The sequence below is a fragment of the Gaoshiqia sediminis genome, from assembly GCF_025907915.1.
GTDB lineage: Bacteria > Bacteroidota > Bacteroidia > Bacteroidales > Prolixibacteraceae > Gaoshiqia > Gaoshiqia sediminis.
Window position 1 is genome coordinate 45,387 of record NZ_JAPAAF010000020.1, and the last position, 26,343, is coordinate 71,729.

The 26,343-nt window shown below is 43.7% G+C and carries 21 protein-coding genes; 17 read left to right on the forward strand and 4 right to left on the reverse strand.

What is annotated here, in order from left to right:
- Positions 1 to 7 precede the first annotated feature (7 nt).
- The 15 genes from N2K84_RS13210 (at position 8) to N2K84_RS13280 (ending at position 16,883) form a co-directional block, all read left to right on the forward strand.
- Entirely contained in the window at positions 8 to 1,114 is a 1,107-nt protein-coding gene (locus tag N2K84_RS13210) for a coiled-coil domain-containing protein (RefSeq protein WP_282592292.1), read from the forward strand.
- 101 nt (positions 1,115 to 1,215) lie between these two features.
- Positions 1,216 to 1,392 carry a hypothetical protein gene (locus tag N2K84_RS13215; RefSeq protein WP_170124437.1) on the forward strand — a complete coding sequence of 59 codons (177 nt, stop codon included), beginning with the start codon at positions 1,216 to 1,218 and terminating at the stop codon, positions 1,390 to 1,392.
- On the forward strand, positions 1,392 to 1,868 hold the full coding sequence (locus N2K84_RS13220; protein WP_111447053.1) for a hypothetical protein: 477 nt from the start codon (positions 1,392 to 1,394) through the stop codon (positions 1,866 to 1,868). Before N2K84_RS13215 ends, N2K84_RS13220 begins: the two co-directional genes overlap by 1 nt.
- Positions 1,869 to 1,882: 14 nt before the next feature.
- Positions 1,883 to 2,506: a hypothetical protein gene (locus tag N2K84_RS13225; RefSeq protein WP_282592293.1), complete on the forward strand. Its 624-nt coding sequence runs from the start codon at positions 1,883 to 1,885 to the stop codon at positions 2,504 to 2,506.
- A gap of 31 nt (positions 2,507 to 2,537) precedes the next feature.
- Positions 2,538 to 5,090: a hypothetical protein gene (locus N2K84_RS13230; RefSeq protein ID WP_282592294.1), complete on the forward strand. Its 2,553-nt coding sequence runs from the start codon at positions 2,538 to 2,540 to the stop codon at positions 5,088 to 5,090.
- Positions 5,083 to 6,393 carry a hypothetical protein gene (locus N2K84_RS13235; protein ID WP_282592295.1) on the forward strand — a complete coding sequence of 437 codons (1,311 nt, stop codon included), beginning with the start codon at positions 5,083 to 5,085 and terminating at the stop codon, positions 6,391 to 6,393. Before N2K84_RS13230 ends, N2K84_RS13235 begins: the two co-directional genes overlap by 8 nt.
- A gap of 3 nt (positions 6,394 to 6,396) precedes the next feature.
- A complete protein-coding gene (locus N2K84_RS13240; protein ID WP_282592296.1) occupies positions 6,397 to 10,344 on the forward strand; it encodes a strawberry notch-like NTP hydrolase domain-containing protein in 3,948 nt (1,315 codons plus the stop codon).
- A complete protein-coding gene (locus N2K84_RS13245) occupies positions 10,341 to 12,359 on the forward strand; it encodes an LPD1 domain-containing protein (protein WP_282592297.1) in 2,019 nt (672 codons plus the stop codon). Before N2K84_RS13240 ends, N2K84_RS13245 begins: the two co-directional genes overlap by 4 nt.
- A gap of 34 nt (positions 12,360 to 12,393) precedes the next feature.
- Complete coding sequence (locus tag N2K84_RS13250; protein ID WP_282592298.1) at positions 12,394 to 13,284, forward strand: hypothetical protein; 891 nt, start codon at positions 12,394 to 12,396, stop codon at positions 13,282 to 13,284.
- 116 nt (positions 13,285 to 13,400) lie between these two features.
- Positions 13,401 to 13,925 (forward strand): hypothetical protein, encoded by a 525-nt coding sequence (locus tag N2K84_RS13255; RefSeq protein ID WP_282592299.1) that lies wholly within the window; start codon positions 13,401 to 13,403, stop codon positions 13,923 to 13,925.
- Positions 13,926 to 13,927: 2 nt separating this feature from the next.
- A complete protein-coding gene (locus N2K84_RS13260) occupies positions 13,928 to 14,260 on the forward strand; it encodes a hypothetical protein (RefSeq protein ID WP_282592300.1) in 333 nt (110 codons plus the stop codon).
- Positions 14,260 to 14,682: a hypothetical protein gene (locus N2K84_RS13265; protein ID WP_282592301.1), complete on the forward strand. Its 423-nt coding sequence runs from the start codon at positions 14,260 to 14,262 to the stop codon at positions 14,680 to 14,682. The genes N2K84_RS13260 and N2K84_RS13265 overlap by 1 nt, the downstream gene beginning before the upstream one ends.
- Complete coding sequence (locus N2K84_RS13270; protein WP_282592302.1) at positions 14,666 to 15,244, forward strand: glycoside hydrolase family 108 protein; 579 nt, start codon at positions 14,666 to 14,668, stop codon at positions 15,242 to 15,244. The genes N2K84_RS13265 and N2K84_RS13270 overlap by 17 nt, the downstream gene beginning before the upstream one ends.
- A gap of 89 nt (positions 15,245 to 15,333) precedes the next feature.
- A complete protein-coding gene (locus tag N2K84_RS13275) occupies positions 15,334 to 16,341 on the forward strand; it encodes a hypothetical protein (RefSeq protein ID WP_282592303.1) in 1,008 nt (335 codons plus the stop codon).
- Positions 16,342 to 16,352: 11 nt separating this feature from the next.
- Positions 16,353 to 16,883, forward strand: coding sequence for a hypothetical protein (locus N2K84_RS13280; RefSeq protein ID WP_282592304.1), 531 nt, complete (start codon positions 16,353 to 16,355; stop codon positions 16,881 to 16,883).
- Positions 16,884 to 17,069: 186 nt separating this feature from the next.
- On the opposite strand, the gene tnpC is transcribed toward N2K84_RS13280, so the two are convergent.
- From tnpC to tnpA, 3 genes are all read right to left on the reverse strand, one after another.
- The gene (gene tnpC / locus N2K84_RS13285; protein WP_282592305.1) at positions 17,070 to 18,749 is read right to left on the reverse strand and encodes an IS66 family transposase; all 1,680 of its coding nucleotides are present in this window, start codon (positions 18,747 to 18,749) and stop codon (positions 17,070 to 17,072) included.
- A 64-nt stretch (positions 18,750 to 18,813) separates the two neighbouring features.
- Complete coding sequence (gene tnpB / locus N2K84_RS13290) at positions 18,814 to 19,179, reverse strand: IS66 family insertion sequence element accessory protein TnpB (RefSeq protein ID WP_282592306.1); 366 nt, start codon at positions 19,177 to 19,179, stop codon at positions 18,814 to 18,816.
- A gap of 6 nt (positions 19,180 to 19,185) precedes the next feature.
- Positions 19,186 to 19,536 (reverse strand): IS66 family insertion sequence element accessory protein TnpA, encoded by a 351-nt coding sequence (tnpA, locus tag N2K84_RS13295; RefSeq protein WP_282592307.1) that lies wholly within the window; start codon positions 19,534 to 19,536, stop codon positions 19,186 to 19,188.
- A 40-nt stretch (positions 19,537 to 19,576) separates the two neighbouring features.
- Between tnpA and N2K84_RS13300 the strand changes: the two genes are divergently transcribed.
- Both N2K84_RS13300 and N2K84_RS13305 read left to right on the forward strand, forming a co-directional pair.
- Positions 19,577 to 20,401 carry an agmatine deiminase family protein gene (locus tag N2K84_RS13300; protein WP_282592310.1) on the forward strand — a complete coding sequence of 275 codons (825 nt, stop codon included), beginning with the start codon at positions 19,577 to 19,579 and terminating at the stop codon, positions 20,399 to 20,401.
- Complete coding sequence (locus tag N2K84_RS13305; protein WP_282592308.1) at positions 20,398 to 21,066, forward strand: hypothetical protein; 669 nt, start codon at positions 20,398 to 20,400, stop codon at positions 21,064 to 21,066. Before N2K84_RS13300 ends, N2K84_RS13305 begins: the two co-directional genes overlap by 4 nt.
- A gap of 312 nt (positions 21,067 to 21,378) precedes the next feature.
- Here the strand turns inward: N2K84_RS13305 and N2K84_RS13310 are convergent, their stop codons facing one another.
- On the reverse strand, positions 21,379 to 26,184 hold the full coding sequence (locus N2K84_RS13310; RefSeq protein WP_282592309.1) for a DEAD/DEAH box helicase: 4,806 nt from the start codon (positions 26,182 to 26,184) through the stop codon (positions 21,379 to 21,381).
- Positions 26,185 to 26,343: the final 159 nt, after the last annotated feature.

Consider the following 26,343-nt stretch of genomic DNA (forward strand, 5'->3'; position numbering starts at 1 on the left):
TGAAGCTATGTTAGATTACAGAGAACAAATAAGCAGCATATACAACTTTTTAAAGCGTTCGGAAGCCGAGCAGAAGTACCCTTACGCTTACGAGATAGTCCTTTTGGCGGGCATTGATGAGACCGCCCTGACCTCACGCACTTCCGGCAGCAGCAAGTTCAATCAGGACATTGAAAATGCCGTGGATAAAGCCAAACAGGCTCACGGGATGCTCCGTGTGGATGTGTATGGCGGTAAAAGCCCCAATGCCCGGAAACTCAATACTTACACAGTCAATGTGAGCGGACTGTTGAACCCACCCAAGCCAAGCTTGGAGAAGGAAGAAATCCAGAGCCTCATTAAAGCAGAAATCAGCCAGATGCCCAAACCCCAGAACGGGTTGGGCGATTTGAACAGCCTCTTGGGCATGTTCACTGGGAACAGCGAAGGCTTGCAAGGCATTGAAGGGCTGTTTGGCCTTTTCAATACCATATCTGGCAACAACAAGGAGATGGACAGAATCAGTTACCAAAAGCAGTTGGATGACTTCAAGTTCGAGACCCGGTTCAACACCCTTCAGGAACGCTACGAACAGCTCCGAAGCGAGAATGCCGAACTCCGTGTGGAAAAGGAACGCTTCCTGAACGAGAACAAGGAGCTGAAAAGCGAAAAGATAGACCTTGAAAACCGTCTGGCAGGGTACGCCCCCAACGAAATCATGAAGCGTGTGGCCATTGGTGCGGTAGCAACCCTAGGCGGACGGCTTCTGAGCAACAGCCCCAAAACGGCAGAACTCCTTGGACTGACTGCCAACGAACTCAAAGGCGCATTGGGCTTTGTGGATGAGCCGACCGACAACACGGGTATGCCACAGGCCAATGTGGAGATAAGCGAAATCGGTGCGCCCCAATCGCCGGAGGATAAGAAGAAAGCCGAAATCATCAGGAACCTTTCCGATGCCCTCTCCACATGGGAATTGCAGGACGTGGCCAAGATAGCTAACATCGTGGGTTTGTGCCTCGACCGGGCTGAACTCATCAACAAAACGCTGGCCTTTTTGAGCCAATCCATCAAGGGAACCCCGGCAGGCGAACCCGAACAGGTGGAACTGGAGAGCGAAGAACTGGACAACTAAAAAACCAAGGATATGAAACGAGCCATGAGCAACCCTTGCTCACACAGGAGGAAGATTATTGGCGAGTTCCATCTGGCCGATAAAAATCAAATTACAAACAGATGAAAAAATTCAAAGTAGCCATCACCATCGAAGCCGAAACGCCCGAAACGGTTCAGAAAGTAGGCAACCTCATTCAGAATGCCGTCAACAAGGTGGAGCAAAAGGACATCATCCGACTGCTGGAGAAGGTGTCTCAGAATCCGGGCATTGTTAAAACCGCCTTAAAGTTCATCTGATGGATGCAGCGCAAGCAAATAAGGCGGCCATGATAACCACTGGCATCAAAATCGGTGTCCCGGTGGTGGCCATTGGTGTGGGCATTTACTTAATCCGAAGGGCTATCAAAAAGAGAAGCAACCCGGATGGGACTTCCTCACGGGTAGCTCCTTCGCTAAAGGATACGGTCATCGAAACGAAAAACCTGACCATCACCCCATCCGATGCCGCCCTGTTTGCCAACACCCTCTATGGCGCCATGCTGGATTTTGGAACGGATGAAAAGACCATTTACAGTACCATCGACAAAATAGCCACCAAGGATGATATGCTGCTGGTGATAAAAGCCTTTGGCATGAAGCAATACCTCTGGGGAACCCGTGCGGCCTTCATTGGTCAGGATTACAATCTGGTCGGCTGGCTGCGCTTTGAGTTAAGCGAGGGCGAACTGGCCAAAATCAAACCCAAGTTCGACCAGTGGGGCATTCCGCTATAAACACCGACACGACTATGGACAAGAAGCACAAGAAGATATTATTTATTTCGGGAGGGGTGTTGACCACCGGGGCAATAGTGACCACCGTTTTGCTGATTCGAAGACGAAACAAGCGCAAACGTGGGCTATTGCCCCCAAGTGGTTCCGATACACGTCCAGCCAATATCCTGACCACCAACAGCAACACCTTGCCTTCCAATTTCCGCAACTGGAACGGTGGCAGTGATTACCTGTCTTCGGCTCCAAGGGGCATCCGCAACAACAATCCGGGCAACCTGATTTTCACCAACATCAACTGGACGGGCAAACTGCCCAAAGAGCAGAACAAGGACAGGCGTTTCGAGATGTTTATCGCCCCGGAATATGGTATCCGTGCCATGATTAAAGACCTGAAAAACGACATCGAAAAGGGCAAGAACACGGTTCCGGCATTGATGACCGAATATGCCCCCCGGTTTGAGAACAACACCGATGCTTACATCCAGACGGTATGCAAGGATTTAAAGGTCAGTGCCACAGCCAAACTTCTGCCGACCAAAAACACCCTGCGGCTTTTGGTTCACTCCATCAGCCGGGTGGAAAACGGTGGCAATTTTATCACCAATGAGCTTTTTGATAAGGCTTATGCAATGATTTGAATTAGAGTATTAACGATTTATCACGACATAAATGGCAACAATAAAGATGTTCAGTGGAGATACGCCTCCACTCTTAAAGCAAGGAGAATGGGCTAGTGACGGCAACTATGCGTATCTGGGGATGGAAAACGGGGAATACAAAGTCTTTCAGGGCGTATTCGACATGGCCAAAGACCAGAAGGTGACTGGCTTTAAATACAGTCTGGATGAAAAAGCCATCATCATCCCCAAGGGTACACCCTTTTCAAAGCTCCAGCGTTTGTTCAACACCCTACCCAAAGCGTTGAAGTATCACACCAACGAAAAGGCCAGCATCGACATCATGTTTGAAAACGGAACCTACGTCAACGACTTGGGGACGTGGCTGGTGTTGCGTGATTTCTCCTATCAAATCAACATCAAATCGCTCACCAATAAGGTGGACGGGACGGTTGGCTCTTACGTCAAGCCTGTGGTTTTCCAAAGCGACAAGGCCATCGAGGTGTACAACAGTGCCGTCAACTTTGCCGACATACGCTTTGAGTATTTTGATGCGGTCAGCGGTGCAGTGGCCTTCCTGAACAGCACCATCAACATTGACGATTGCTGTTTTGATGCCAAGGTGAACCAGTGTTGTGCCTTAGACCGGGGTTACAACAAGATTGTGTTTTCGGATACTTACTTCAAGATGAACCGGGACGTTCAGGATTCCATTTTGGACAAGGCTTCCGTGGGTTCCTTCATCAACATTGCCCGGAGCAAGTCGGCAGCAGAGTTTCGACCAAAGACCATTGTGAAATCCCTGAGCGGTGGGATGATTATTGCCGGAAACGTGGAAGACCTCTTGATTGCCGAGAAAAGTCCGGTGTATATGCCCAATGGCGGTGTGGAGATACACGGTGGATTTGTCACCAACCCCAATGGCAACATCGACATTGCCGTACCTACCAAGCTTTCACAGTTGGAAAACGACCTGAACCTGACCAACGATTACACCCGGCTGGAAAACAGGCCCACTACCATCACCCCGGAACAGGCAACAGCCATCGAAGCCTCAAAAAGCAAAAACAGCTATCCACAAGCTGATGCGCAAAAATTGGCAGGCATTGAAGCCAATGCCACCGTTGGAGCCGATTGGAACACCAATGTGCAGAACAAACCTGTCACCATCACGCCTGAACAAGCAGCGGCCATTGAAGCCAATACCGCAAAAAAGAGTTACCCGGAGGCTGACAAGCAAAAACTGGCAGGGATTGAAGCCAATGCCACCGTTGGAGCGGACTGGAACACCAATGTGCAGAACAAACCTGTCACTATTTCACCCGAACAGGCCGCAGCCATTGAAGCCAACACGGCCAAAAGAAACTACCCGGAAGCCGATGAACAGAAGTTGGCAGGGATTGAAGCTAATGCCACCGTGGGGGCGGACTGGAATACCAACATTCAGAACAGACCAGTGACCATCACCCCAGAACAGGCTGCCGCCATCGAGACCAACAGGGCCAAAAGAAATTACCCGGAAGCGGACGAACAAAAGCTGGCCGGAATTGAAGCCAATGCCACTGTGGGAGCCGATTGGAACACGAACGTGCAAAACAAGCCTGTGACCATTTCACCCGAACAGGCCGAGGCCATTGAAGCCAACACGGCCAAAAGAAACTACCCGGAAGCCGATGAACAGAAGCTGGCAGGGATTGAAGCCAATGCCACCGTGGGAGCTGACTGGAATACCAATGTCCAGAACAAACCAGTCACCATCACCCCGGAACAGGCGGCAGCCATCGAGACCAACACGGCCAAAAGAAACTACCCGGAAGCGGACGAACAAAAGCTGGCAGGTATTGAAGCCAATGCCACTGTGGGAGCCGATTGGAACACGAACGTGCAAAACAAGCCCGTCACCATTTCACCCGAACAGGCCGAGGCCATCGAGACCAACAGCCAAAAACGCAGCTATCCACAGACTGACCAAGAAAAGCTGGCAGGGATTGAGGAAGGTGCAACCGCAGGAGCTGACTGGAATACCAACGTCCAGAACAAGCCTGTGACCATCACCCCGGAACAGGCGGCAGCCATCGAGACCAACACGGCCAAAAGAAACTACCCGGAAGCGGACGAACGAAAGCTGGCAGGTATTGAAGCCAATGCCACTGTGGGAGCCGATTGGAACACCAACGTGCAAAACAAGCCCGTCACCATTTCACCCGAACAGGCTGAGGCCATCGAGACCAACAGCCAAAAACGAAGCTATCCGCAGGCTGACCAAGAAAAGCTGGCAGGGATTGAGGAAGGTGCAACCGCAGGAGCTGATTGGAATACTAATGTGCAAAACAAACCAGTCACCATCACACCTGAACAGGCCGCAGCCATTGAGGCGAACACCCAAAAACGGAGCTACCCGGTAGAAGACCAAGAAAAACTGGCCAGACTTAATGAAGCGGCTTTAGAGGCTGGTGCTGATTGGAATGAAAATTTACGGAACATCCCCCCTGTTCTGCTGGAGTTTGTTCGTTGTCTGCAAAATGACGGGGTGACGCATTTTGAGATTATCGAAGATGGGACTGTTTTGCGCTTGGGTAAGTTAGGTAATTCGGGCAATGACTAATAAAAGCGGCTACATATCCAAGGTTCGGGAAGAACTAAAAGCAGGTCTCCGTCATTCCAAGACCACCATTGAAAGCCTTGCCAAGGGGTTTGGTATCACCAACAAAAACTTGGTTAAGGAGTTCACTGAGCTGGCCATTGTACTCAATGCCCGTGAGATTGCCCACGACAGCTCCCTGACCACCTATGAGAAGTATCTGGATATTGTAGCCCTTTACCAGTCGCAGGTCAACCTCTCCATGCGAACCAGCATGAGCGTGCTGATGCAGCAATATTCCACGCCTGCACCCATTTCGTTTCTGGCTTCCAGCTATGTATTGAAACAAGATGGGCTGAGTGGCTACAAGGCGTTTAAGAACATTGTCAAGGGTGACAAAAACGCCAAGATAGTAGGCAATGCCCATTTGCAACCGGAGCGCAGCCATCAGGAACCACTCTATCTGGAGCCATCGGCAGGAAACGGACTCTTGACCATTGCCTTGCCCTATCACCAGACCTATGTGAACGAGCTGGATGATGTGCGCTTGAGCAATCTACAAGACCAGCCTTTTGCCACGGTCAGCAGTTGGGATGCCTTGCAACCGCCCTATGCTTTTCGTCAAAAGTTTGATGGTGTGGTGACCAATCCGCCTTTTGGTGCATTATCTGAACCCATCCTGTTTGGCAACTTCCGGATTAAGCGGATGGAACATGCCATGTGTCTGGCCGCTTTGCGCTGCATGAAGGACGATGGCCGTGCCGCCATCATCATCGGTGGCCACACCACTTGGGACGAACAGGGACGGGTGACAGCCGGGCATAACCGCATTTTCCTGAACTACCTCTACCACTTTTACAATGTGGATGACATCATCCCCATCAACGGTAAAAAGCTCTATTCCCGTCAGGGGACTTCCATCAATACCAGATTGATTCTTATCAACGGGGCAAAAGACAAACCCGAAGGGGCAGCCCCACTTGTAAAGACGCATGGCAATGCGTCTCTAAAAACCGTGGTCAACACACACGATGAACTATGGGAACGGGTGGGCTTGGACAAATCAACCAGCAACGACATGACAAAAATGAAACTTCGGGCAAAGGCCATCCTGCTCAAACAGAAACAGCAATCCTTGGGCGGTCTCCGTGCCAGAAAAGATGAGTTCTGGACTGAGGTTAAGGGCGACATCATCCTTGTGAAGAAGCTCCCCAACGGGATGATTGAATACGATGATTTCTTCAAAGGAAAGGTTCGGAACATTCGCATGAAAAGCGAGCTGTTCAAGCGCAAGGCCGATGCCACCAAATATTTTAAACACTCCTAAGCTATGAAGTCGAATATTTTATTTCAAAAGCAAAGCATTACCATCAAATTCAACCAAAAGCCACCCCGACACGTTGGCTCCCGGTTGGTTGAATTGGGCTTTTCGACCAAGGACAACAAGAGCTTTGTCCGCTCCAAGAAGTTGGCGCAAAACGAACATGAATACCTGCAAGGGATGCTTGGTCACAAAGGGTTGGGCATGGCCTATATCCCGGCAGCCGAAAAAGGGTTTATTCTCGATACCACCGTACCTGACAGCATGGGACATGAGATGCACATTGCCATCCGTAAAATCAAAAAGAGCATCGGTCAGCCGCTATTCGATTACGTAGCCGGGAAGTTGGATTACTCCAATGATGAACTGGTGAAAGCCTTGAGTTGTGAACAGATTGATGCGGTTTCACTGGCTATCTACAATATTGAAAAACGCCATCAGGGTATCATCGTGGGCGACCAGACCGGGATTGGCAAAGGCAGAACCGCAGCCGCCCTCATCCGCTATGGCGTGAAACAAGGCTTGCAGCCAGTGTTCCTTTCCGAAAAGCCCAACCTGTTTACGGATTTGTACCGTGACCTCTCCGACATTGGCAGCTCCGCCCTTGTGCCGTTCATCGTGAATGCCAAGGAGAGCAAGACCAACATCATGGACAAAAGCGGTGAAGTGGTCTATTCAGCACCGGAAAAGCCCACACAGGACAGAATCATCAACAACCAGAACGTGCCGGGCAGTTACAACTTTGTGTGTGCCACCTATTCGCAGTTCAACCAGCCCAAGAAGCCAGCCAAACAGCAGTTTTTGAGTGCCGTTTCCGGTGGTAACATCATCATTATGGACGAAGCGCACAACGCTTCGGGCAGCTCCAATACAGGTGAGTTTATGCAGGATGTACTTCGCCAGACCAAAGGGGTTTGTTTCCTGTCGGCCACCTTTGCCAAGCGGCCTGACAACATGCCCATCTATGCGCAAAAGACCTCCATGAGCGATGCCAACATGACCAGCGAGGATTTGGTGGAAGCAATCACCAAGGGCGGTGTGGCCTTACAAGAGATATTGGCCGCACAATTGGTTTCAGAAGGTCAAATGATTCGCAGGGAACGCTCCTTTGAAGGTGTGGAAGTCAACTACATTGAGCTGAAAGAGAAAGCCGCCCAGCAAGCCGATACCGCAGATAAGATAACTTCCATCATCCGGGACATCATCGGCTTTCAGGAAAAGTACATCAACAAACAGGTGGAGCAGCTCGATAAGATTGCCGCAGCCGAAAGCAAGGAAGTGGAAACACGCAAAGGAACCGAGAAAGCCGGGGTTGACAACATCCCCTATTTCTCCAAGGTGTTCAACGTGATTAACCAGCTCCTTTTCAGTCTCAATGCCGAAGATGTGGCCGAACATGCCATCAAGCGGTTGAAGGAAGGCAAAAAGCCAGTGATTGCCTTTGCCTCCACAATGGGCAGTTTCTTGGAGGACATGGCCAAGCCGGATGACATTATTAACGGTGATTTCTCCATTGTGCTGGAGAAAGGTCTGGACAGTGTGCTTCGCTACACCGAAAAGGACATTGACGGCCAGAGCGAAGGCAAGACATTCAACATCTCCGACCTTTCGGAAGATGCCCAATTTGCTTACCGGGATATTCTCAAACGCATTGAGAAAGCATCTACAGGAATTACCATCAGTCCATTGGATTTGATTATCCAGAAAATTCGTGAAGCCGGGTATTCAGTTGGTGAGGTGACCGGGCGCAAGCTTTGTGTGCAGTACAACTCCACAAAGAAAGGCAATACCACTGCCTTAGTGTTGAACCGCAAAAAGGAAAACACGGCCAGCCTATTCCGCCAGTTTAACGACAACGAAATCGACTGTTTGCTCATCAACCAATCCGGTTCCACCGGGGCATCGGCTCATGCCATTGTCACCGATAAGGTTCCGGCAGAAAAGGTCAAGCAACGGGTGATGATAATCCTCCAGCCGGAGCTGAACATCAATACCGAAATACAGAAGCGTGGCCGCATCAACCGCACCGGGCAAATCATGAAGCCGATTTACGACTACATCATCTCATCCATCCCGGCACAGAAGCGGTTTATGATGATGCTCAAAAAGAAGCTCAAATCGCTGGATGCCAATACCACCTCCAACCAGAAAAACAGCAAGTCGCAACTGGAATCGGATGACTTCCTGAATAAGTACGGAGACAAGGTAGTCCGCCAGTACATGCTGGAAAACCCGGAGCTGAACAAAGCCTTGGACAACCCCTTGAAATTTGAAGGCAAGGACGGTGATGAAACGCCATCCGAAGGCGATGCTTCCAAAGTGACCGGGCGTGTGGCCGTGTTGTCGGTGAAGGAACAGGAGAAGTTTTACGGAGAGGTGATTGAGCGGTACAACGACTATGTGGAGTACCTCAAACAATCTGGCGAGTATGACCTTGAGGTGGAAGTCTTAGACCTGAAAGCAGAGACTTTAGACCGCAGAGTGGTGATTGCCGGGAAAGGTGGCCGTTCGGTATTTGGGAACGACACCTTTCTGGAAAAATGCGAGTGCAATGTTTTAAAGAAACCTTATGGCAAAGCAGAACTGGAAAAGCTCATCCAGAAACATCTGGAAGGAAAAGACACCGATGCCATAGCTGAAGAAATCATCCAAGGCCACGAAAAGCATGTTCAGGCCAAACTCAACGAGGACTTAAAGGAAATTGAGACCAAATACAAGGAGCTGGTTGCGGATATTGTCAATGAAAAGTCGTTCCAGAAGATTCCGGTATTTGACAAGGCCGCCCAGAACGCACACTTGGCCGAACGCACCGAGGAACTTGAAACGGCCAAACAGGAAGCCATTTCCCGGACACATACCCAGAGCGAGAACCGCAAAAACTATCTCAATAGCTTCTTTCGTTTCTTTCGTACCGGGCATGGTTATTTCTACCCGGCATTGAGTTTTGAGGCCGACAGTAGCGACAATTCCTATTGCATCTTCCTAGGCTTCGACATCAATCCCAAACGCAAAAACCCGTATGCACCGTCAGCGGTGAAGCTTCGCTTTGCCATTGCCGACAGCCGTAAATACATTGTCCTTCCGGCTTCGGGTGACACGGCCAAGGAGATTGAGCGCATTCAGGCCAGAAGTTTTCAGCTCACCACCTCCCAAAAGGAAAACCTGATTAACCGTTGGGACGAAGCCATCAAAGCCTACACCTCTGACCGACAAATCCGCTACATCGTCACGGGCAACATCCTGCAAGGTTCGGCTGACTTTTCCGGTAAGCTGGTGAGTTATACCACCAAGGGCAAAGGGGTTCAAAAAGGCATTCTGATGAGCGAGGCATGGTCGCCAGACAATGGCGATTCCAAAGCCAATGCTTATGTAGTGGCTCCCATTGCCAAGCTGCAAAAGCACATCATGAGCCTTCGCAGCGGTGCGGCCATCAACACCGAAAACAAAATCAGCATCGTGCGCCATTACGATGGCAACTTCCAAGTTATCATGCCCAAGACCAAGAGCCACATTCCCATTTACACCGATAAGGATGTGGTAAAGCTTCTGGTCAACAACCGGGACGGCTTTGAAATGGTCTCCGGCAACATGAAAGCTTCGGTGACGGAAAGCAACATGCCCAAGCTGTTGCAAATCTTTGGGGAACGGTTCAGCCTTTCGGTGAAGATACCCCGGCATTACTTCGATGAATACCTTGAAAAAGGTTCAGCCCGAACTGACACCGTGGACAGCCTGACCAAGGAGGCAATGGAACTGTTCGAGCTGGATAAAAAGGAGTTTCCTGAGCGACTGGCCAAACAAAAGCAAGGTTTTCAGAAAAGCAAAGCGGACAACGAGGATAAGACCAAAGTATTAAAGTTGGTCAAGCTCAGGGCTAAAGCCATCCTGATTCTACAAAAGCAGATGCGCAACGTGGCAGGGTTGGGTTCCCATCCTAAAATCAAGACCATCCTATGAGTAAGGCAAAGAAGATTCAGCTCCGCACTGACCGCTTTCCTGAACTTCGTGGTATTGAGGATGAAGTGGAAAAGGCCTTGCAGGAGAAGCAAAAGAACCGTCAATACAAGGATGCCGGAAAACGGGTGCATGGCTCACGCAAGGAACAGGCCATGTACAGCAAGCTCATCAGCTCCAGCGACCTGCAAAGCATCGAACAGGACGAGGCCACGGCCATCGAGCTGGTGAAAAAAGACAAGGTTTTTCCAAAGGTTGACCCACAACTGGAGAAGGAAAACGGAACGGATTCGGGGTGCGCTTTTTTAAAGGTAAAGCTTCGTCAAGCATTCCCGGCCACACCCCATGCCAATACCAAGCTGGCACGGGAGCAATACGTGAAAATGGCTGAGGCTTTCAATACCGTCTTCAACGAGGCCGTGACCATTGAAGACTTAAAGAAGCTCTTGCCCATCGCTACCGATGGGCAAATCGTACCTAATACAGACTTCGGGATGCTGTTCGGAAAGCAGCTCCGAAATCTGGTATTCGTGCTATATGGCTATGGTAACGGTGTGGGTGCAGCCAAACAAACCCTGATTGATGCACGCAGGTATTCAGGCATCTCCAGAGAGAGAGCCTTGCCGCACTACAACAACCTAAAAGCGTATTACGACCGGATTATCGAACGCCAGCAACGTTGCATTGATTCGGCCAAGCAGATAATCTCTGAGGCGGACATGAGGCAGCACCGGACAAATGACCTGACCTTCCGGGGCGGAATGCTCAGTAGTGTCCGCACCGTGGAGCAATACGTCCAGTATGTGACGCAGGTGTGTACCCGGTTTATTGGCGACCACCAAAAGGAGTTCAACCAGAAAAAAGAAGAGTTCCCCAATAAGGAATTTCAGCCGGACTGGTCGTGGGCGAACATTAAGAAAACAGCGGCCACCCAAAGCAGCTCCAAGCCCAAGATGGAGGCCGTACCCTTGGCCTACATCAAGCGCACCGGGGGATTATTGATTGAGGAGGCGGATGAAAAGACGGTCATCGAACGGCTCCATTTTAAATCGCTCACATTGGGCAACTATGTGAAGGACAATGAAGCGCAGGAACATATCCGTCATTTTGTGGCTGCCATCGTGGATTTGTGCGAAGTGTTGGACATCAACCTCTCCATCAATGAAAAACTTGCCATTGCCTTCGGGGCTTTTGGCCGGGGCGGTAAAGCGATGGCCACTTATTACCCCACACGCCAGCTCATCAACCTGACCAAGCGCAACGGGGATGGTTCGGTAGCCCACGAATGGGGGCATTTCTTCGACCATTATCTGAATGGTTTTGCATTGACCAAACCAGCCTTGCGCTCCGAGCAGTATTTAGACCTGTTAATGGATAAGTTTGGCAGCAGGCGCAAATACCTGACCAGTTCACGCTCCTCTATGAGCTGGGATTATTTCATCAGTGAGATGGAGTACAACCTGAAAAACCATATCCCGGACAGCCCCCTGCTTAAAAGCATGGCCGGAATGGTAGCCATGCTTCGCTTTGGGTATTACCACATCGAGGGGACGATGGTCAGCTACCATCAGGACGACATCAAAGGCAAAAAGCCAACTGACAGTTTCCTGTATTACCATTCAAAGCTGCAAGGTTCCTATTGGAGCAACATCGCCGAGATGTTTGCCAGGAGCTTTGAGTGTTATGTGGCCGATAAGCTCAAAGAGCAAGGCCGGGTGAACAACTATCTTGTTTCGGGGAGCTTGTTCGGCTTCCCGGTCTATCCGCAAGGCAAGGAACGGGAGTGCATCAACAAATGCTTCGACCACCTGATAGCTTCTATGAAAAGCCATCTCTCCATCAAATCCTTCACACCGTTTACCTCCCAACGAGCCGATGAGTACATCGACCTAAACCAAGAGGGAACGATCAACAAAGGGGTGATTGTCGGTAAAGAGCGCAAACTGAAGCTGGCCAAAATACGGGCTAAGGCCATTATCATCAAGCAAAAACAAGCCCTTGCAAAGGGAGGTGAATAATATACAAACGTGTTAGAACTTAATATCATACAGCATGAAACTGACAATAACCAATTACAAGGAAGCCACAAAGAATATTGATTTCAAGAAACTGCCCGAAGCCGCTCAGGAAGCGCACAAGGAGTTCAGCTCCTTTGCAGAGTTCTACAACGATGACAAGGACATCAAGGAGATGTTGGATAACCACTTCCGCATTGTGGAACCCTTTCTGAAAGATGCACCCAAGAAGGCAGCGGATAAAAAGAAGTCCCTAGCTCCCCAAAAGACGGCAAAGAAAGCCTCCCAAAAGTCTGAAAGCAAGAAGACGGCTTCCAAGTCACGCCAGAAAAAGACCGCAACCCGGAAAGCGACAGCCCGGAAGAAGGCCGCACCCAAACAAATCAAGCGCAAGCCTAACGAGGTGGCGTTAATGCCCTTGGAGATTAAGATTATCAAACGCTATCTGTCCATGCACGGGCAAAAGGTTTCCGAACGTCAGGTGTCGCTTCTTTACAAGGTCATCCAAAAGGCGGCCACCGAAAAAACCATCCGCAAGACCAGCAAGTATGCCGATGAAATCAGCAAAATTGGCAACGACCTTGCCAGCACCTACAAACAGATGGGTTCGTCCTGCACCTTTGAGATTCCTGATGCTCTGCACAGCAAACTGAAAAACATTGTGGACAGCTACGGTGTCAGTCCGGCCATTGCCCTTATCAAGCGGTTCATCAACCTCTATGGCAACATCACCATCCAAAAGGCGCAACGCCTGTTGGCCAGCATCAAGAATGCCAAGAAAAGCGGTAAGGTCAGCTCCGGAGACAATGCCTATGAACGGGTCAACCAAGTGCAGAAACATCTGGAGGACTACCTTGACAGCGACAAACTGTTGGTGACCAACATCCAGCTAAACGGATTGAAAGGAGTTGCCGGAGTGGGAAAGTAAAAGCCACTTCTACCAAGCCCTTGCGTAGGGGTGGCAATGATTTACAGGGGTTAACAGGAACCACAAGTCATGTGGTTTCTCCGGGACAGGTGGTATCGGCTGACCAGTTAGCAAAGATGAAGTTCTCCACCTTCGCCATTGGGGGAAAGTTCGGGAGGCTATTGGGCAAACCATACAAGCCTTTTTACCTGATGATTTACGGCAACCGCTTCAACGGGAAAAGCTCCGTGGCCATGCTCTTGGCCGATGAGCTGGTCAAAGGTGGGTTGAATGCTTTGTATGTCTCCAACGAGGAAGGTGTGAAAGGCTCACTTCAGGAAAAGTTGTTGCGCTTAAAAATCGGCAGTCCCATTCATTTTGTGGAGGACTACAACCCCAAGCAGTTCCGGGGTTATGATGCCGTGTTTCTCGACAGTACCCAGACCGTAGGCATGAAGCCCGATGAGTTCAAAGCACTCAAAAAGCAGTACCCGGAAACGTCCTTCATTTTGGTGTTCAAAGCCAACCGGGACGGCAGCTCCAAAGGCGGAAGCGATTGGGAGCATGACGTGGATGCCATCATGCACATCGAGAACCAGAGTGCCACAATGGAAAAGAACCGCTTTCCGGGCGGCAGTACCGAAACCATTAAAATGTTTTAGTCATGGAGGAAGTAGCCGTCAAACTGTTTTGGGTGACCGTGGGAACCACCGGGTCGCTGGTGGTGGGTGTCATTTCATTCCTTATCCGCAATGCCATCACCAAGAATGCCACCAAGGAAAATGTGAATGCCAAAACCGATTTACTGGAGAAGGACATTTCGCACCTGACCAAAGAGATGGATGCCTGTGAGACCAAGTTTGCCATCCTGCACAAACGCATATCCGATTTACGGGACAGCTCCAAGGAGATTTACGTCAGCAAGGAGCTGTTCCACCAAACCATTAAGCAGCTCAATGAGAAGCTGGATACCATTCTAAAATTCGTAGAGAAATAATGAGACTATTTGGAAAACTAACCAATGCCGGGGTGACAGAAACCCTCAAAGAAGGCACGAAACTCATTGATGAGATATTCACCACGCAGGAAGAAAAGCTTCAGGGGAAAATGGAGCTTTTCAAGCTGGCCATTACCGACAGGGATTCAGCACGGGATATGTATGCCAAGGACAGTTGGCTGCAAAAGACCTTTGCCATTTTCTTTCTGGTGGCATGGTGCGGCCTTACCGTGCTCATGCTGGAGTATTTCATCTTTGGAAACATCCAACTGGAGGATTGGCAAATAGCCTTTGTCAGCAGCATCAACGGTGGTATCTCCACCAAACTAAGCACCATCATCGACTTCTTGTTTGGTGGGGCAATTGCCGGAGTAAACCAAGTAAACCTTAAATCCAAACGCAAGAATGAAAAAGACATTTGATGAATTGTTTGAAGGCGTAATCCGCCACGAAGGCTATTATGCCAATGTAACCGGGGACAAAGGTGGCGAGACCTATATGGGTATCGCCCGGAACCTCCACCCGGATTGGGAAGGCTGGGCTGTGATTGATGTTTACAAATCGGAAGTGGGCAGAATCAAGCACAATGCAAAAATCGAAATTCCCGGATTAACCTTTTTGGTCAAGGAGTTTTATAGACATACTTTTTACCATAAATACCGCATCGAATCCATTAACCACGAGGCTTTGCAGGAAATCATCTTTGACTGGTGTGTCAACAGCGGCTATTGGGGAAGCTGCGGTGTTCAGAAAGTCCTGAACCGTTTCTTTGACAGCGACCTCAAACTCGATGGCATCATCGGCAACAAGACCATTGCGGCCATCAATGCCAGCAACCCGGAGCAGCTCTTTAATGCCATCAAAGCGGCTCGGATTCATTACTATGAGGTAATTGCCAGAAAGGGGGAGAATGCGAAGTTTTTGGATGGGTGGTTGAGGAGGGTGGAAAGAATTCTCTTTTCGTATCAAGGAGTACAAAATTGAATTCACAATGATTTAAGTAAAACGAATGATTCTCAAAAATTCCACTAATTTTATGGAATCATTGTTTAACTGAAGGTTTTAGCATTTTTATGGGAAAAAAATTAAGTCTATTTAATGATTATCATACGAAAGAAAACATTTTATCTAACCATTGCGGACTAATCCTAAAGCTTCTGTATGAGGAGAATCCTAAAAGTTTTGAGGAGGTCATCGCTATTTTAACAGGCAAAGACTTCGTTATCAATCCATCTTTTGAACAACAAGTAAGAAAAACAACGAGTGTTCCGGATATTGTTATTGAACAAAAATCATTCTCAATCTATTTTGAAACCAAGCAATTTGACTGGTTTTATGACGACCAAATTGACAGACATTTAGCTGGGTTTAAAAGAGAAAATGATTACAACATCCTTTTTCTAATAGCTAATTTTCAGATTGATGATTTAGAAGAAAAGTTTAAGATACAAATAGAAAAAGCCAGACGAGATTTTAACATCACACTTTGCCCAATTTCTTTTGAACAACTTATTGGGATCCTTGAAACAGTTGAATCAACTAGGGATTACAAGACATTTTTAATAGAATTTCGTGATTTCCTAGAACAGAATAATTATTTACCAACATGGAAACACATGTTAGATGTTGTGAATTGCTCTGGAACCATAAAAGAAGTTCATGAACATGATGTATATATGTGCCCGGATACAGGCGGAATGTATAATCACCAAAGAGCACTATATTTTGGTGGGTATAAAAACAAAAACGTAAAATATTTACATGAAATCAAAGCTTTAGTTGTTGTAGAAAGAGGAGGAAGTAAAGCATACATCAAATGGAAGAATGTTGACATTGAGGACAAAACAATAATAAATGAAGCTTTACAAAAAGTTCGATTATTTGAATATAGAATTAATGAAATCCAAGATAGAAACCTCCAAGTATTCATACTTCACAATCGGCAAGAGGTAAATTTCAGGAAAGTCTCAGATGGAGGTCTTTATGGCAGTAAAAAGTACTTTAAAAACATAGCAAAGAAGTACAATGCAAATAATGTCAACGAATTAGCAGAAAAACTAAGAAATGAAACTTGGGAGTAAAGCTTTAGCAAATGGAACAGAACTTAAAACATTATATATATGACAATTATTTCATTAAATGTAATAGAGCGCAAGCTGTTTGTGAACAATTACAGATAAAGCGTGATGTCTTTACCAGTTTATGTTTCGAGATTGATGCTGAAAGAAAATCGGAAATCTTGGAAATGAGAAGGATAAGACAATTATACAATAATAAAAGAGGTGAAAATTTTCACTTTGATGACTTTTATACCTTTTATTATTGGTTCATTGGCCAATACAAGAAACAAGACGGTTGTTGTTACTATTGCAAAACAGAAGAAGCAATCAACGCAGAACTATTCGAAAAAAAATATACTTCAACAAAAAGACTTAATAGAGGGAAACATCTTGAAGTTGAAAGAAGAGATTCCCATTCTAATATATACAATCCAGAGAATTGTGTTTTAGCCTGTTATTTTTGCAATAATGATAAAAGCGACATTTTCTCTGAGGAAGAATACTTAGAGTACTTAAAGGATCGAAAAAAGTTCTTTAATAAACAGTTTAATGCGTTGAAATGATAGCGGATTGGCAGACAGATAAAACATGTTTCTCAAAGCTTCTTATTTTCAGATTTCCTTTAGTCTGGAGGTAAGCATTCGGCCTGCCACGTATTGTAAAAGTAAGAAATTTTCTCAAGCCGGGGATACCGGCCTGAGAGTTGGAATTTTCTAGGTTGTAGTGGAATCTCTTAGAATTATTCGGAATTAGTTTGAGTTTTCTGAGAAACTCTGACAGGTATTGGATTTTTTCCAATTGTGAGGTAAAAGGTCAGCCAGGTCTAAGTCATAATTGCTATTGTAAGTTGCAATCTTGCTAAACACATCGGTCAACCATTCTCTGGGGTTTACATCACTGGTCTTACAGCATCCCAATAGAGAATACATAACTGCCGCATTTTCGGCCGCCTCATGGTTGCCACAAAACATATATCCCTTTCTTCCGACGGCCAAAGGCCTAATAGCGTTTTCTGCCAAATTATTGTCCAAAAAATAACGACCGTCTAAATGATATCGCGAGAGCCGCATGAAAAGACCGTGTGTATAGGCCAGTGCCTTGCTCATCCTTCCGCCCGGTAGGGCCTTGGGATGATTTGCTTCAATCCATTTTTCAAAAGCACGCATGATTGGATAAGCCAATCGCTTTCGAAGTTCGGCTCTTTGCTCGTAATCCAAATCCTGGTCAGTGGCCATATCCTCGACCTGATAGAGTTTAGCTATTTGTGCCAATGCATACTCGGCTCCAGTTTTGTCTTCTGGAAGGCTTTCCGTAAATTTTCTTCGAGCATGCGCCCAGCAACCAAGGAGCAAAACACCTTTTTTTTGCTCGTAGATTGAGTATGCTTGATATCCGTCGGTTTGAACGGCGCCCTGATAATTCTTTAATAGATCAACAACAACTTTTTGAGCCCGGGAGCCTTTGTCGTAGTGAAAGAAAACCAGATTATCCATTACAGAGCGAACCATCCAGAGGTAGGCTTTGCTGGCTTTGTGCTTTTCTTTATTGATAACCGGTACAGTACTCTCATCGACTTGGATATAATCAGATTCCAGGATGATATCCTTTAAGCGAAGATAAAGTGCTCGAAGCAAATCGCCACTACCTTGGAACCAACCATTAATCGTTGATGCTGGCAATCTAACACCAACCATCTTTAACATGGATATTTGACGATGAAAGGGAAGGTGGTAAAAGTATTTGTTCATCATGAGCTCAGCCAGCAAAGAGGATCCGGCATTGCTACGGGGTAAAGGTAACAGAGGTAATGAAGCAATACGGATGGCCGGTGTTTCTTCTGCGTCGACCTTAGTGGTTTCATTCTCCCCTGCTGCTGATGGCTTTACCGCGTACTTGGGACGCTCTATGCGGCGCACATATACTTCACCGGGCTTGTGTTCTAGTATTTCAGTTACTTCCTCGCCAATGCGGACCCAGTTATCTTGTAGACCTTCGGGCTCTATGACCTCTGTCTCTCGTCTAAGGTGATCAGGAAGCGCAAGGCGCACAGCCTTCATTTTCTCTTTTTCAGGCTTGCGGCGTTCATATTCGATTAGCTCTTTTTCAGCTGCTTTTATAGCTATCTTTTCTTCGGGCAGTATCTCGAGTCCATCCCATTCAATCTTCCTCTGATTGGGGTCTTCTGCAATATACTTTTCGGTCGAAGCTCCGAAAAACTTGTGGCGAAACCATGCCAGTTGATCGGTAAGTTTATTGATTTGCTGGTCTTTTTGAGCCACTACAGACTCTAATTCCTGATTTTTAGCTTCCAGGGTACCCAGTGCCCCATTGTCAATTTTTCGCAACCGGGAAAGCTCCTGGAATAGCTCGTCACGTTCATGAAGAAGCTCCTGGACTAACACATCTTTATCGGTTGCAAAATCGCTCATTTTTCACAGCTTGATTACGAGCTTAAAGATAGTAAAATCAGGGCTTTCAGCCAATTTTTCACACCTAAAAAAGTTGAAAAGATGCTTCTTTTTGTCGCTTTTTCAAGAGCCTTTTTTTAGGCTTCACATTTTTCACAATCATCATCAAATCTTGCCATTCAAGAGCGTGAGATGTGAGGCCCTCGTCGAAGCTTGGCAACTTAAAGACACCACTTTCTAGCTTCTTGTGATAGATTACCAGTCCACCGTACTCCAGATGCAGAATCTTCATGGTGGTTAATCTTTTATTGACGAAAATAAAAACCTCTCCGTTTTGAACATTGCGTTTCATGCTTGAGGTAACAATGCCACTTAGGGTGTAGAAGCTTTTACGCATATCCACTCCAGCAGGGTAAAGAAAGTACTTTAGCTTCCCATGTAAATGAAACATCGGCCATTAATCAAATAGGTGAACAATCGCTTTTAGCAAACTCATATCTACGTTGTCTCTTATCACCATTTTGGTGCCATTGGGAAACACGAACTCTATGGGTGCATTATTGCCAGAGACTCCGGAACGCGTTTCGAGAGCTTGGACTGTTCGCTTTTCTGTGGTTGGTTGATTAGAATCAAAGACGAGTGGAACGAATCGCTCGGGCTGAGGCTGGATTGTTTCCCCTAATTGTTTCTTCCAGTAATAAAAAGTTGAAGGAACAAAACCCTGATTGGCACAGAAGTCTTTTACGTTTAGACCGGATTCGAGGTACTCTTGATAGAGTTTCTTAAATGTGGATAGTGTCATTCTCATTTTTTGCCATCAAAGAAACGCCTGAATTTCTAGGCTGGCAATATGTACTAGGCCGAATGCTTACGTCTGGAGTGCTGTTAATGACCAACTCAATTCAATCGGATGTTCTGTGGAGCTACTACCAAAGACAAAGGATATTTGGGCAAGAGACTATATGCCAATTCAAATTTCTGACAATAAATTCATTGAGTTTCGCTACGACCCCAATTACCTTCAAGGAAATTCCGACAAAAAACAGACGAGAGAATTAAAAACCTACCCGGATATTGTTTGTGATGCTATGGGGTTAAAACCCATAAAATCAGATATTATCTTGGATGGCGGCAACTTGGTGAAATCCACTGATTGCATCATCTTAACTGATAAAATCGTTTGGGAGAATCGAAGAACTTATTCCAAGAAGGATTTATTAAAAGAGTTGCGTGAAACCTTTGAAGTTGATAAAGTAGTTTTAATTCCTTGGGATGAAGAATGTGAGTTTGGACATGCTGATGGGATGATAAGATTTATTGATGATGGCACAGTTCTAGTCAGCGGTTTTTATGAAAACGCCGATAAGATTTTTAAAGAACGGTTACTAGCTCCCCTTAAGAAAGCTAAGCTTAACATTGAATGGTTGAGGTGCTCGACACAAAAAGAGAATGAAGAAAATATAGCCTATATTAACTTCCTTCAAACCAAAGATATAATACTCGTGCCAAAAATAGAAGCTACGGAAGATGATATAGCCTTTGAGCAAATCTCCAAATATTTTCCACATTATGCACAATTGGGTAATGTAAAACAAGTTGATATGTCGGAGATTGTTAAACATGGAGGTGCTTTAAATTGTATCTCTTGGACTATCAAAACTGAAAATGAATGATAATACCATCACCGACAAAGCAAATAGTCGCTATGTATCAGAAAAAATGGGATACGTTAGAAAACTATGTTGCTCAAGAAAATAGTTTAAGGAAGCTTTTTACAGAAACATATCCTTATAACACTGAAATGGATGAAGTACTTATTAAGGTCTGTTCATTAAATGATTTTTACAGCACCAATATATTTTCGCCATTTTCAGTAGCCAAACACATCATTTCAATTGATGTTGATAAAAGACTTAAGAATAATGACACAAATCTGGTGAATGATATTGCTAAAGTAAATATCAACGGTAAAAAACAATTCAACTTCTATTCATTTGCAACAAAGTATTGCAGCCATCATAAACCTAAACACTATCCTATTTATGATAGCTATGTCGAGAAGCTGCTAATGGCATTGAAAAAGCAAGATAATTTTTCCAAGTTCCACAAATCCGAATTAAGGGTTTACTCAAACTATAAAGACATTCTAATCAAGTTCAGAACCTACTACAATCTGGAGGAGTTCGATTTGAAGCAAATTGACAAGTACTTATGGCAAGCTGGCAAGGAATTTTTTCCTAAATCAGTGTACAGTAGAGAAACAAGCAAAGAAAGGTTTGGTTACACTTCCACTATGGGGTTAAGTATTGTGAAGAAAAACAGCCAAGAAAGACATTGAATCTGATTTTTCTGAGCAATAAATGGTAAAATCAAAAAGTTATCAACAGCTTTAATTTTATTTTTTGCTAAAAAAATAATGGCAAAATGTATGTCCACCATATTCAGAAATGCCTCTCAAAACACGCTTCAAGACACTGTAATACAATTATTTAAAAGTTAATATTTATAAACCGTCATGGTTTCGTATATGAAACGTTTGGCATTTCGAAGCACATTCCTGTCAAGTTACAACTACTTTTGATACGAGCTGGAACGCTCGATAACCACCTGACTGCCAAATGTTTTATACACGATGTTAGCCGTTCGGTTTTCATTTTTTATGCTTTTCAAATTTACTCAAGTCTATCTTGCCGACTATTTTCAGTCCACCGTTTTGGTTTATATTATTGCGTTCTACTGTCAAGTCATTTGTTTTATGTTCTTTCAAGTCTCTTAATTGTATGTCAATTGCTGTATCGTTGGCTTTGATAAAATATTTCATTTCAGAAAGTCCAAAAACGTTTACGTTGTCGTGTCCTGAAATGTAACTGTTGGTTTCTATATAGTTTCTGTCGTTGAACAATATCTGTTCAATGTCATTAGTGTTTAAAATCTTTGTGTTGCCAAAGTTGTTTTTGTATGAATGTCCAATTTTATTGATAAACGGATTTGAAATAGCCGTATATGGGTGCAAAACAATCAAATAATCTTTTGCTCTGCTGATTGCAACATTGTAAATGTATTCTTTTGACAAAAGTGCTTTTTCGTGTCCTGAATAGAAATAGTTGTTTGGATTGCAAACAAAAAACACAATATCACATTCATCGCCTTGAAAACCGTGAACTGTGTCGGAAAACACTTTTACATTTTCAGAAATACCGTAAGATGTTATCAATTTATTCAGCAAAATTGCTTGTGCTTTGTATGGTGCAATTAGTCCGATTGTCCATTGTTCGTTTTCATTTATTTCGTCAAAATATCTGATAATTTCAGAAACTAAAATTGCACAATAAGTATGATATGAACTGTAAAATAGCTTGTTTACTTTGAAAATAGAATTGTCTTGATTTAGCGGAATATCAACAAATGTTACGTTTGACGAAATCAATTTTTTAAATTTTTCGGGCAATTGTTTGCTTTCTTTTCTGTTCGTTTCTCTGTCGTGTTTTAATAGACTTGAATAGGAAAGTTCGCTAAAAAGTTGCCCGATTTGTGGGATACTTCGGTATTGCTTATCAAGATTTTGAATTGTGTCAATTTCTCTAATTATCTGTTCTTCGGGATTAAAACTTTCAAGGTTCATCATTTTGTAAATGTTTTCGTCTTGAAAGTCAAAATTTTCCAACTCTTTTTCATCTATCTCAATAACAGGTGGAATTTGTTTCGGGTCGCCTGCAACGATGAAATTTGTGTTTGGATTTGTTTTGAATAAAGCCATTATTGCAAATGTGATGTAATGCAAACCCGTCATTGATGCTTCATCAAAAATTACATAGTCAAAGTTTCTATGTTTAAAAAGTTTGTATTCAAAAATCTCTCCGTCTTTTTCGCCATTGATTTCAAAGTAGGGAAAACGATGAATTGTTGAAGTAACAACATTTATGTTGTGTAGTGATTTGTTGTCTAATGTATCCACATAAATACCACTTTCTTCTAATTGAGGGTCTGTTGGACGACTTAAACGAACAGCGTAGATGTTAGGATTGATGTCTTGTAATTTTTTACAAACTACGTCCGCTGCCTTGTTAGTTGGCGTAAGAACCAAAAATTTCGTATTTGGATTTTCAGCTAAAATGTCGTTTATATTATTACAAAGTGTTGTTGTTTTACCTGTTCCTGGTGGTCCATAAATGAAATTCAAAGAAGGTATTGCTTCTTGAATGGTTTCCCACTCGTCAATATAATTGTCGTTCGTAAACGCTTTGTATAATCTGTCAAGTAAGTCAATAACAGGTGTAAAGTTAATTTCAACTTTAAAAATGTTTGAAAATCGAGAAAGCGTATTGCCTGATAATGGTTCACGGCAATAAATCAACAAATCTTGCCCTTTTTTAGAAACACCTTCAACAGTTATATTTTCTCTATTGCCGTTTCCAAAAACAAGCGAAACTTTAAAATCGTCTGCATTTTCAATTTCAGGCGATATGTAGCTACTTGCACCACAAAGTAGAAAGTATTTATTATCGGCTTTGTATGGCTTAATTTCCTGAAACGAAATTGATTTTTGTTTCTGTGTGTCTTGCTTTTCTCCGTAAGTAGTAAGCAACTGCAAATACGCTTTAAACCAATCGTAAGAATATTTTACGCTGTTGTTGATGTTTTCTGCTAAATCAACTCTGCTTTTTTTGATTTCAAGTTGCTTTTTAAAATCTTCAATTCCTTTTGCAAGTTCTTCATCTTCGTCAAAGTCAGGTAACGTATTTGTTTTTTCTTTTTCCGATTTCGGTTTTGATACAGATTCTGAAAGATTTTCTAAACTTTCAATCGCACCTTCTAAATCTTCTGAATCAACTGATGTATTTGTTCCTGACGTTTTTCGTTCTGCTTTTCGTTTTTCTTTCTCTCTTTTTTCTTCTAGTGCTTTTCTTGCTTCTTCGGCTTCTTCTTCGCTTTCAAATTTAGATGCGATTCTTTCGGTTTCAGTTAAAACTACGGATGGCTTAAATCCTAATAACCGTTCTAATTCTGAATTACTATCGTAACCGTTAGATAATTCATTTATACAGATTTCACTTGGAGCGACAAACTCACCGCTATCAGCTAATAACCATTTTCGTTTTTTTAGTAGAGTAAGAGCATTAGACTCAAAGGATTGATATTGTTGGGAATAATAAAAGTATTTATGGCTTCCTTGGGAATATTCATAGCTTGACAATTTCTTCAGGTAACGCCATAGAATTAAAGATTTTTCATTGTCTATATTTTTGGTAATCTCATTACAACCGTCAATGATTCTATCGGTAGTTGTGTTTCTGTCATTGTAACCATATGTTGATTCTCTAAGATTTAGTTTTGCTTTTATCGAAGCATCGGTTATTTCTTTTTCAAATATTCTTGGTAACAGACTTACACCCAATTTTAAAAGAAACTCTTTCAGAATTTGTTGCTCTTTTTCTTCTGTGATAAAAGAGTAGTAGTCGTCTAGGTCAACAAATTTAGTATCTGGCTTTGATTCGAAATACTTTACTAAATCTGTGGTTGGATAATAGATTTCATTAGCTATTCCGCGATAGGTTGTTTCATCTTCGTTTGTTTTGTAAGAAACAAACTCTTTATCTTCTATTAATGAAATAAACTCTTCTGGTCGCCCTGCATTTTTCCAATAAGTAAAAAACTTCTTAAAGTGTGTTTCTGTATCAATTTCTCCATCTTTTTCATACAATGGCAATATGTTATTGTAGATTTCATCTTTCAAACTCGGCTTTTTAATTCCGAAGTTTTCAATAAATTCCTTTGTCTTTTTATTTTTAAGTAGCTCAAGGTCGATGGTTTTGTAAGTTGAATTAGCTTCGTCTAAAGGCAAAAACAAAATACCGTGTAACTCTCCACCAATTTTGTCAAATGCAGCGACAGCATTTCCTTGAGAGTCCTTAAAAATAGGTTTTGTTTTAAATTTGTCTTGATAAGATTTTCTTTCAGAAAGATATTCATAAAATTTATGAAGCCAATCATTTGATTGCGTTTTGATAAAATTGCTTGTAATTAAATCAGCAATTTTATTTTCAAAATCCATATTAGATTTAATCAACTGTGGCTCTTTCCTATCCCAAGACCTTTCAGAACCACCGTCAATATAATCTGTTATTTCTTTATCCTTTGTTCTACCAATAGTTACGAATACCCATTTTGCATTTTGATTCTTAACTAATTCAGCAAGCTGTTCGTTTGAAAATAAGTTTGCCAAATCAGGAGAATCAGCCCAATAAGCGTTTCGCTTATTGGCAAATGTTTCGTTTTTAGCAGGCAGTATTTCTTCGGTTTGTAAATTCTCTTTGATTTTAAAATAGAAATCATCAAAAAAACCGTCATTACCGTATTCAATATTCTTATATGGAATTATTTCAATAATATCATCGCTAATTGCTTTCAAATCTTTCAAAATTAGCAAGCTGTCGGCTGAAAGTTGTGCAAGCAACTCTACCATTTTTGTGTTGTGTTCCTTAGAACGATGTATTCCTTCCCGACTATCTGTGAGTAGAAATGGGGCGTGAAGAATAAAATTGAGATTTGTTATTTCCTTGGTCGGGAAAAAGCAAAATGCAGAATATTGTTTTGGTATCAATTTCCCATTCTCGTCAAGAAAGTAGCCAATAGAATAGTTGAGATTGTGTTCTTCTGTTAATCGCGTAAATAAGAATAAGTTTTCTTTTATTTGTTTTAATCCGACTTGTTGATTGAGTTCAACTCTTTCATAAATAATGTCTTCTGCTTGTTTCTGTTTTGTTCCTTTTTTGGTGTATTCGCCTACTTCGTTGTTTTCTGCTTGCCATTTAACTTCTTGTAAGTCGGATAGAAACAATGTTGGGAAAACTAATTTCTTTAATTTGTCTATAATATCTGAATAAGCCTTTTCCTTTGGCATTTTTAAGTTGCCGTTTTCATCGGTTTCTTGCTTGTCAAAAGGAAAATAAAAAACAGTTTCGTTATTTTGTCGGTCTGTCAAATCATTGTCCAATTTAATTGGAACAATGAATTTGCTAATCTTAAATTGAAAGTTTGGGTCGTAAATGTGTGGAGTTTCGGTGTATTGAAAAACCGCCTTAAAACCAACTCCAAATTTTCCAATAGTTGAATGGTCTTTTTTGTTTGATCGTGCAACTGCCGTAATGGCGTTAATGTCACCAAGTTTATTGTTCTGTTGGTCTAGTTTTTCATTGTCTGGATTTGAAACCCAAAAGTTTTTTGTGCCGTTATGCTTAAAATAAAGTCCATTTTTTGTTAATTGAAATGATGACTTTGTCGCTTTTGCATCGTTTGCGTTTTGCAAAAGTTCGTAAATGAAATGAGCTTGGTCACTATATTTTTCAATTACACTGTTCCACATATTGCTAATGGCAAAGTCGTCCATTAGCGTTGTTGCCGTGTTTTGTCTTTTTTGATATAGTTTGTCAAACCATTTTTTTTGTTCTTCTGTCATTATTGCTCAATGTTACTTTATTATCTGGTTGTCTGCTTTGGTGAGTGTTGCTCCTAAACTGACGGCTAACGTTCTAGTATTTTATCCATCGTGTGGATGCGTTGTTAAATGTATGAATAATAATTCATATTGCTAATAGGTTATGACAGGAGGCTTTAG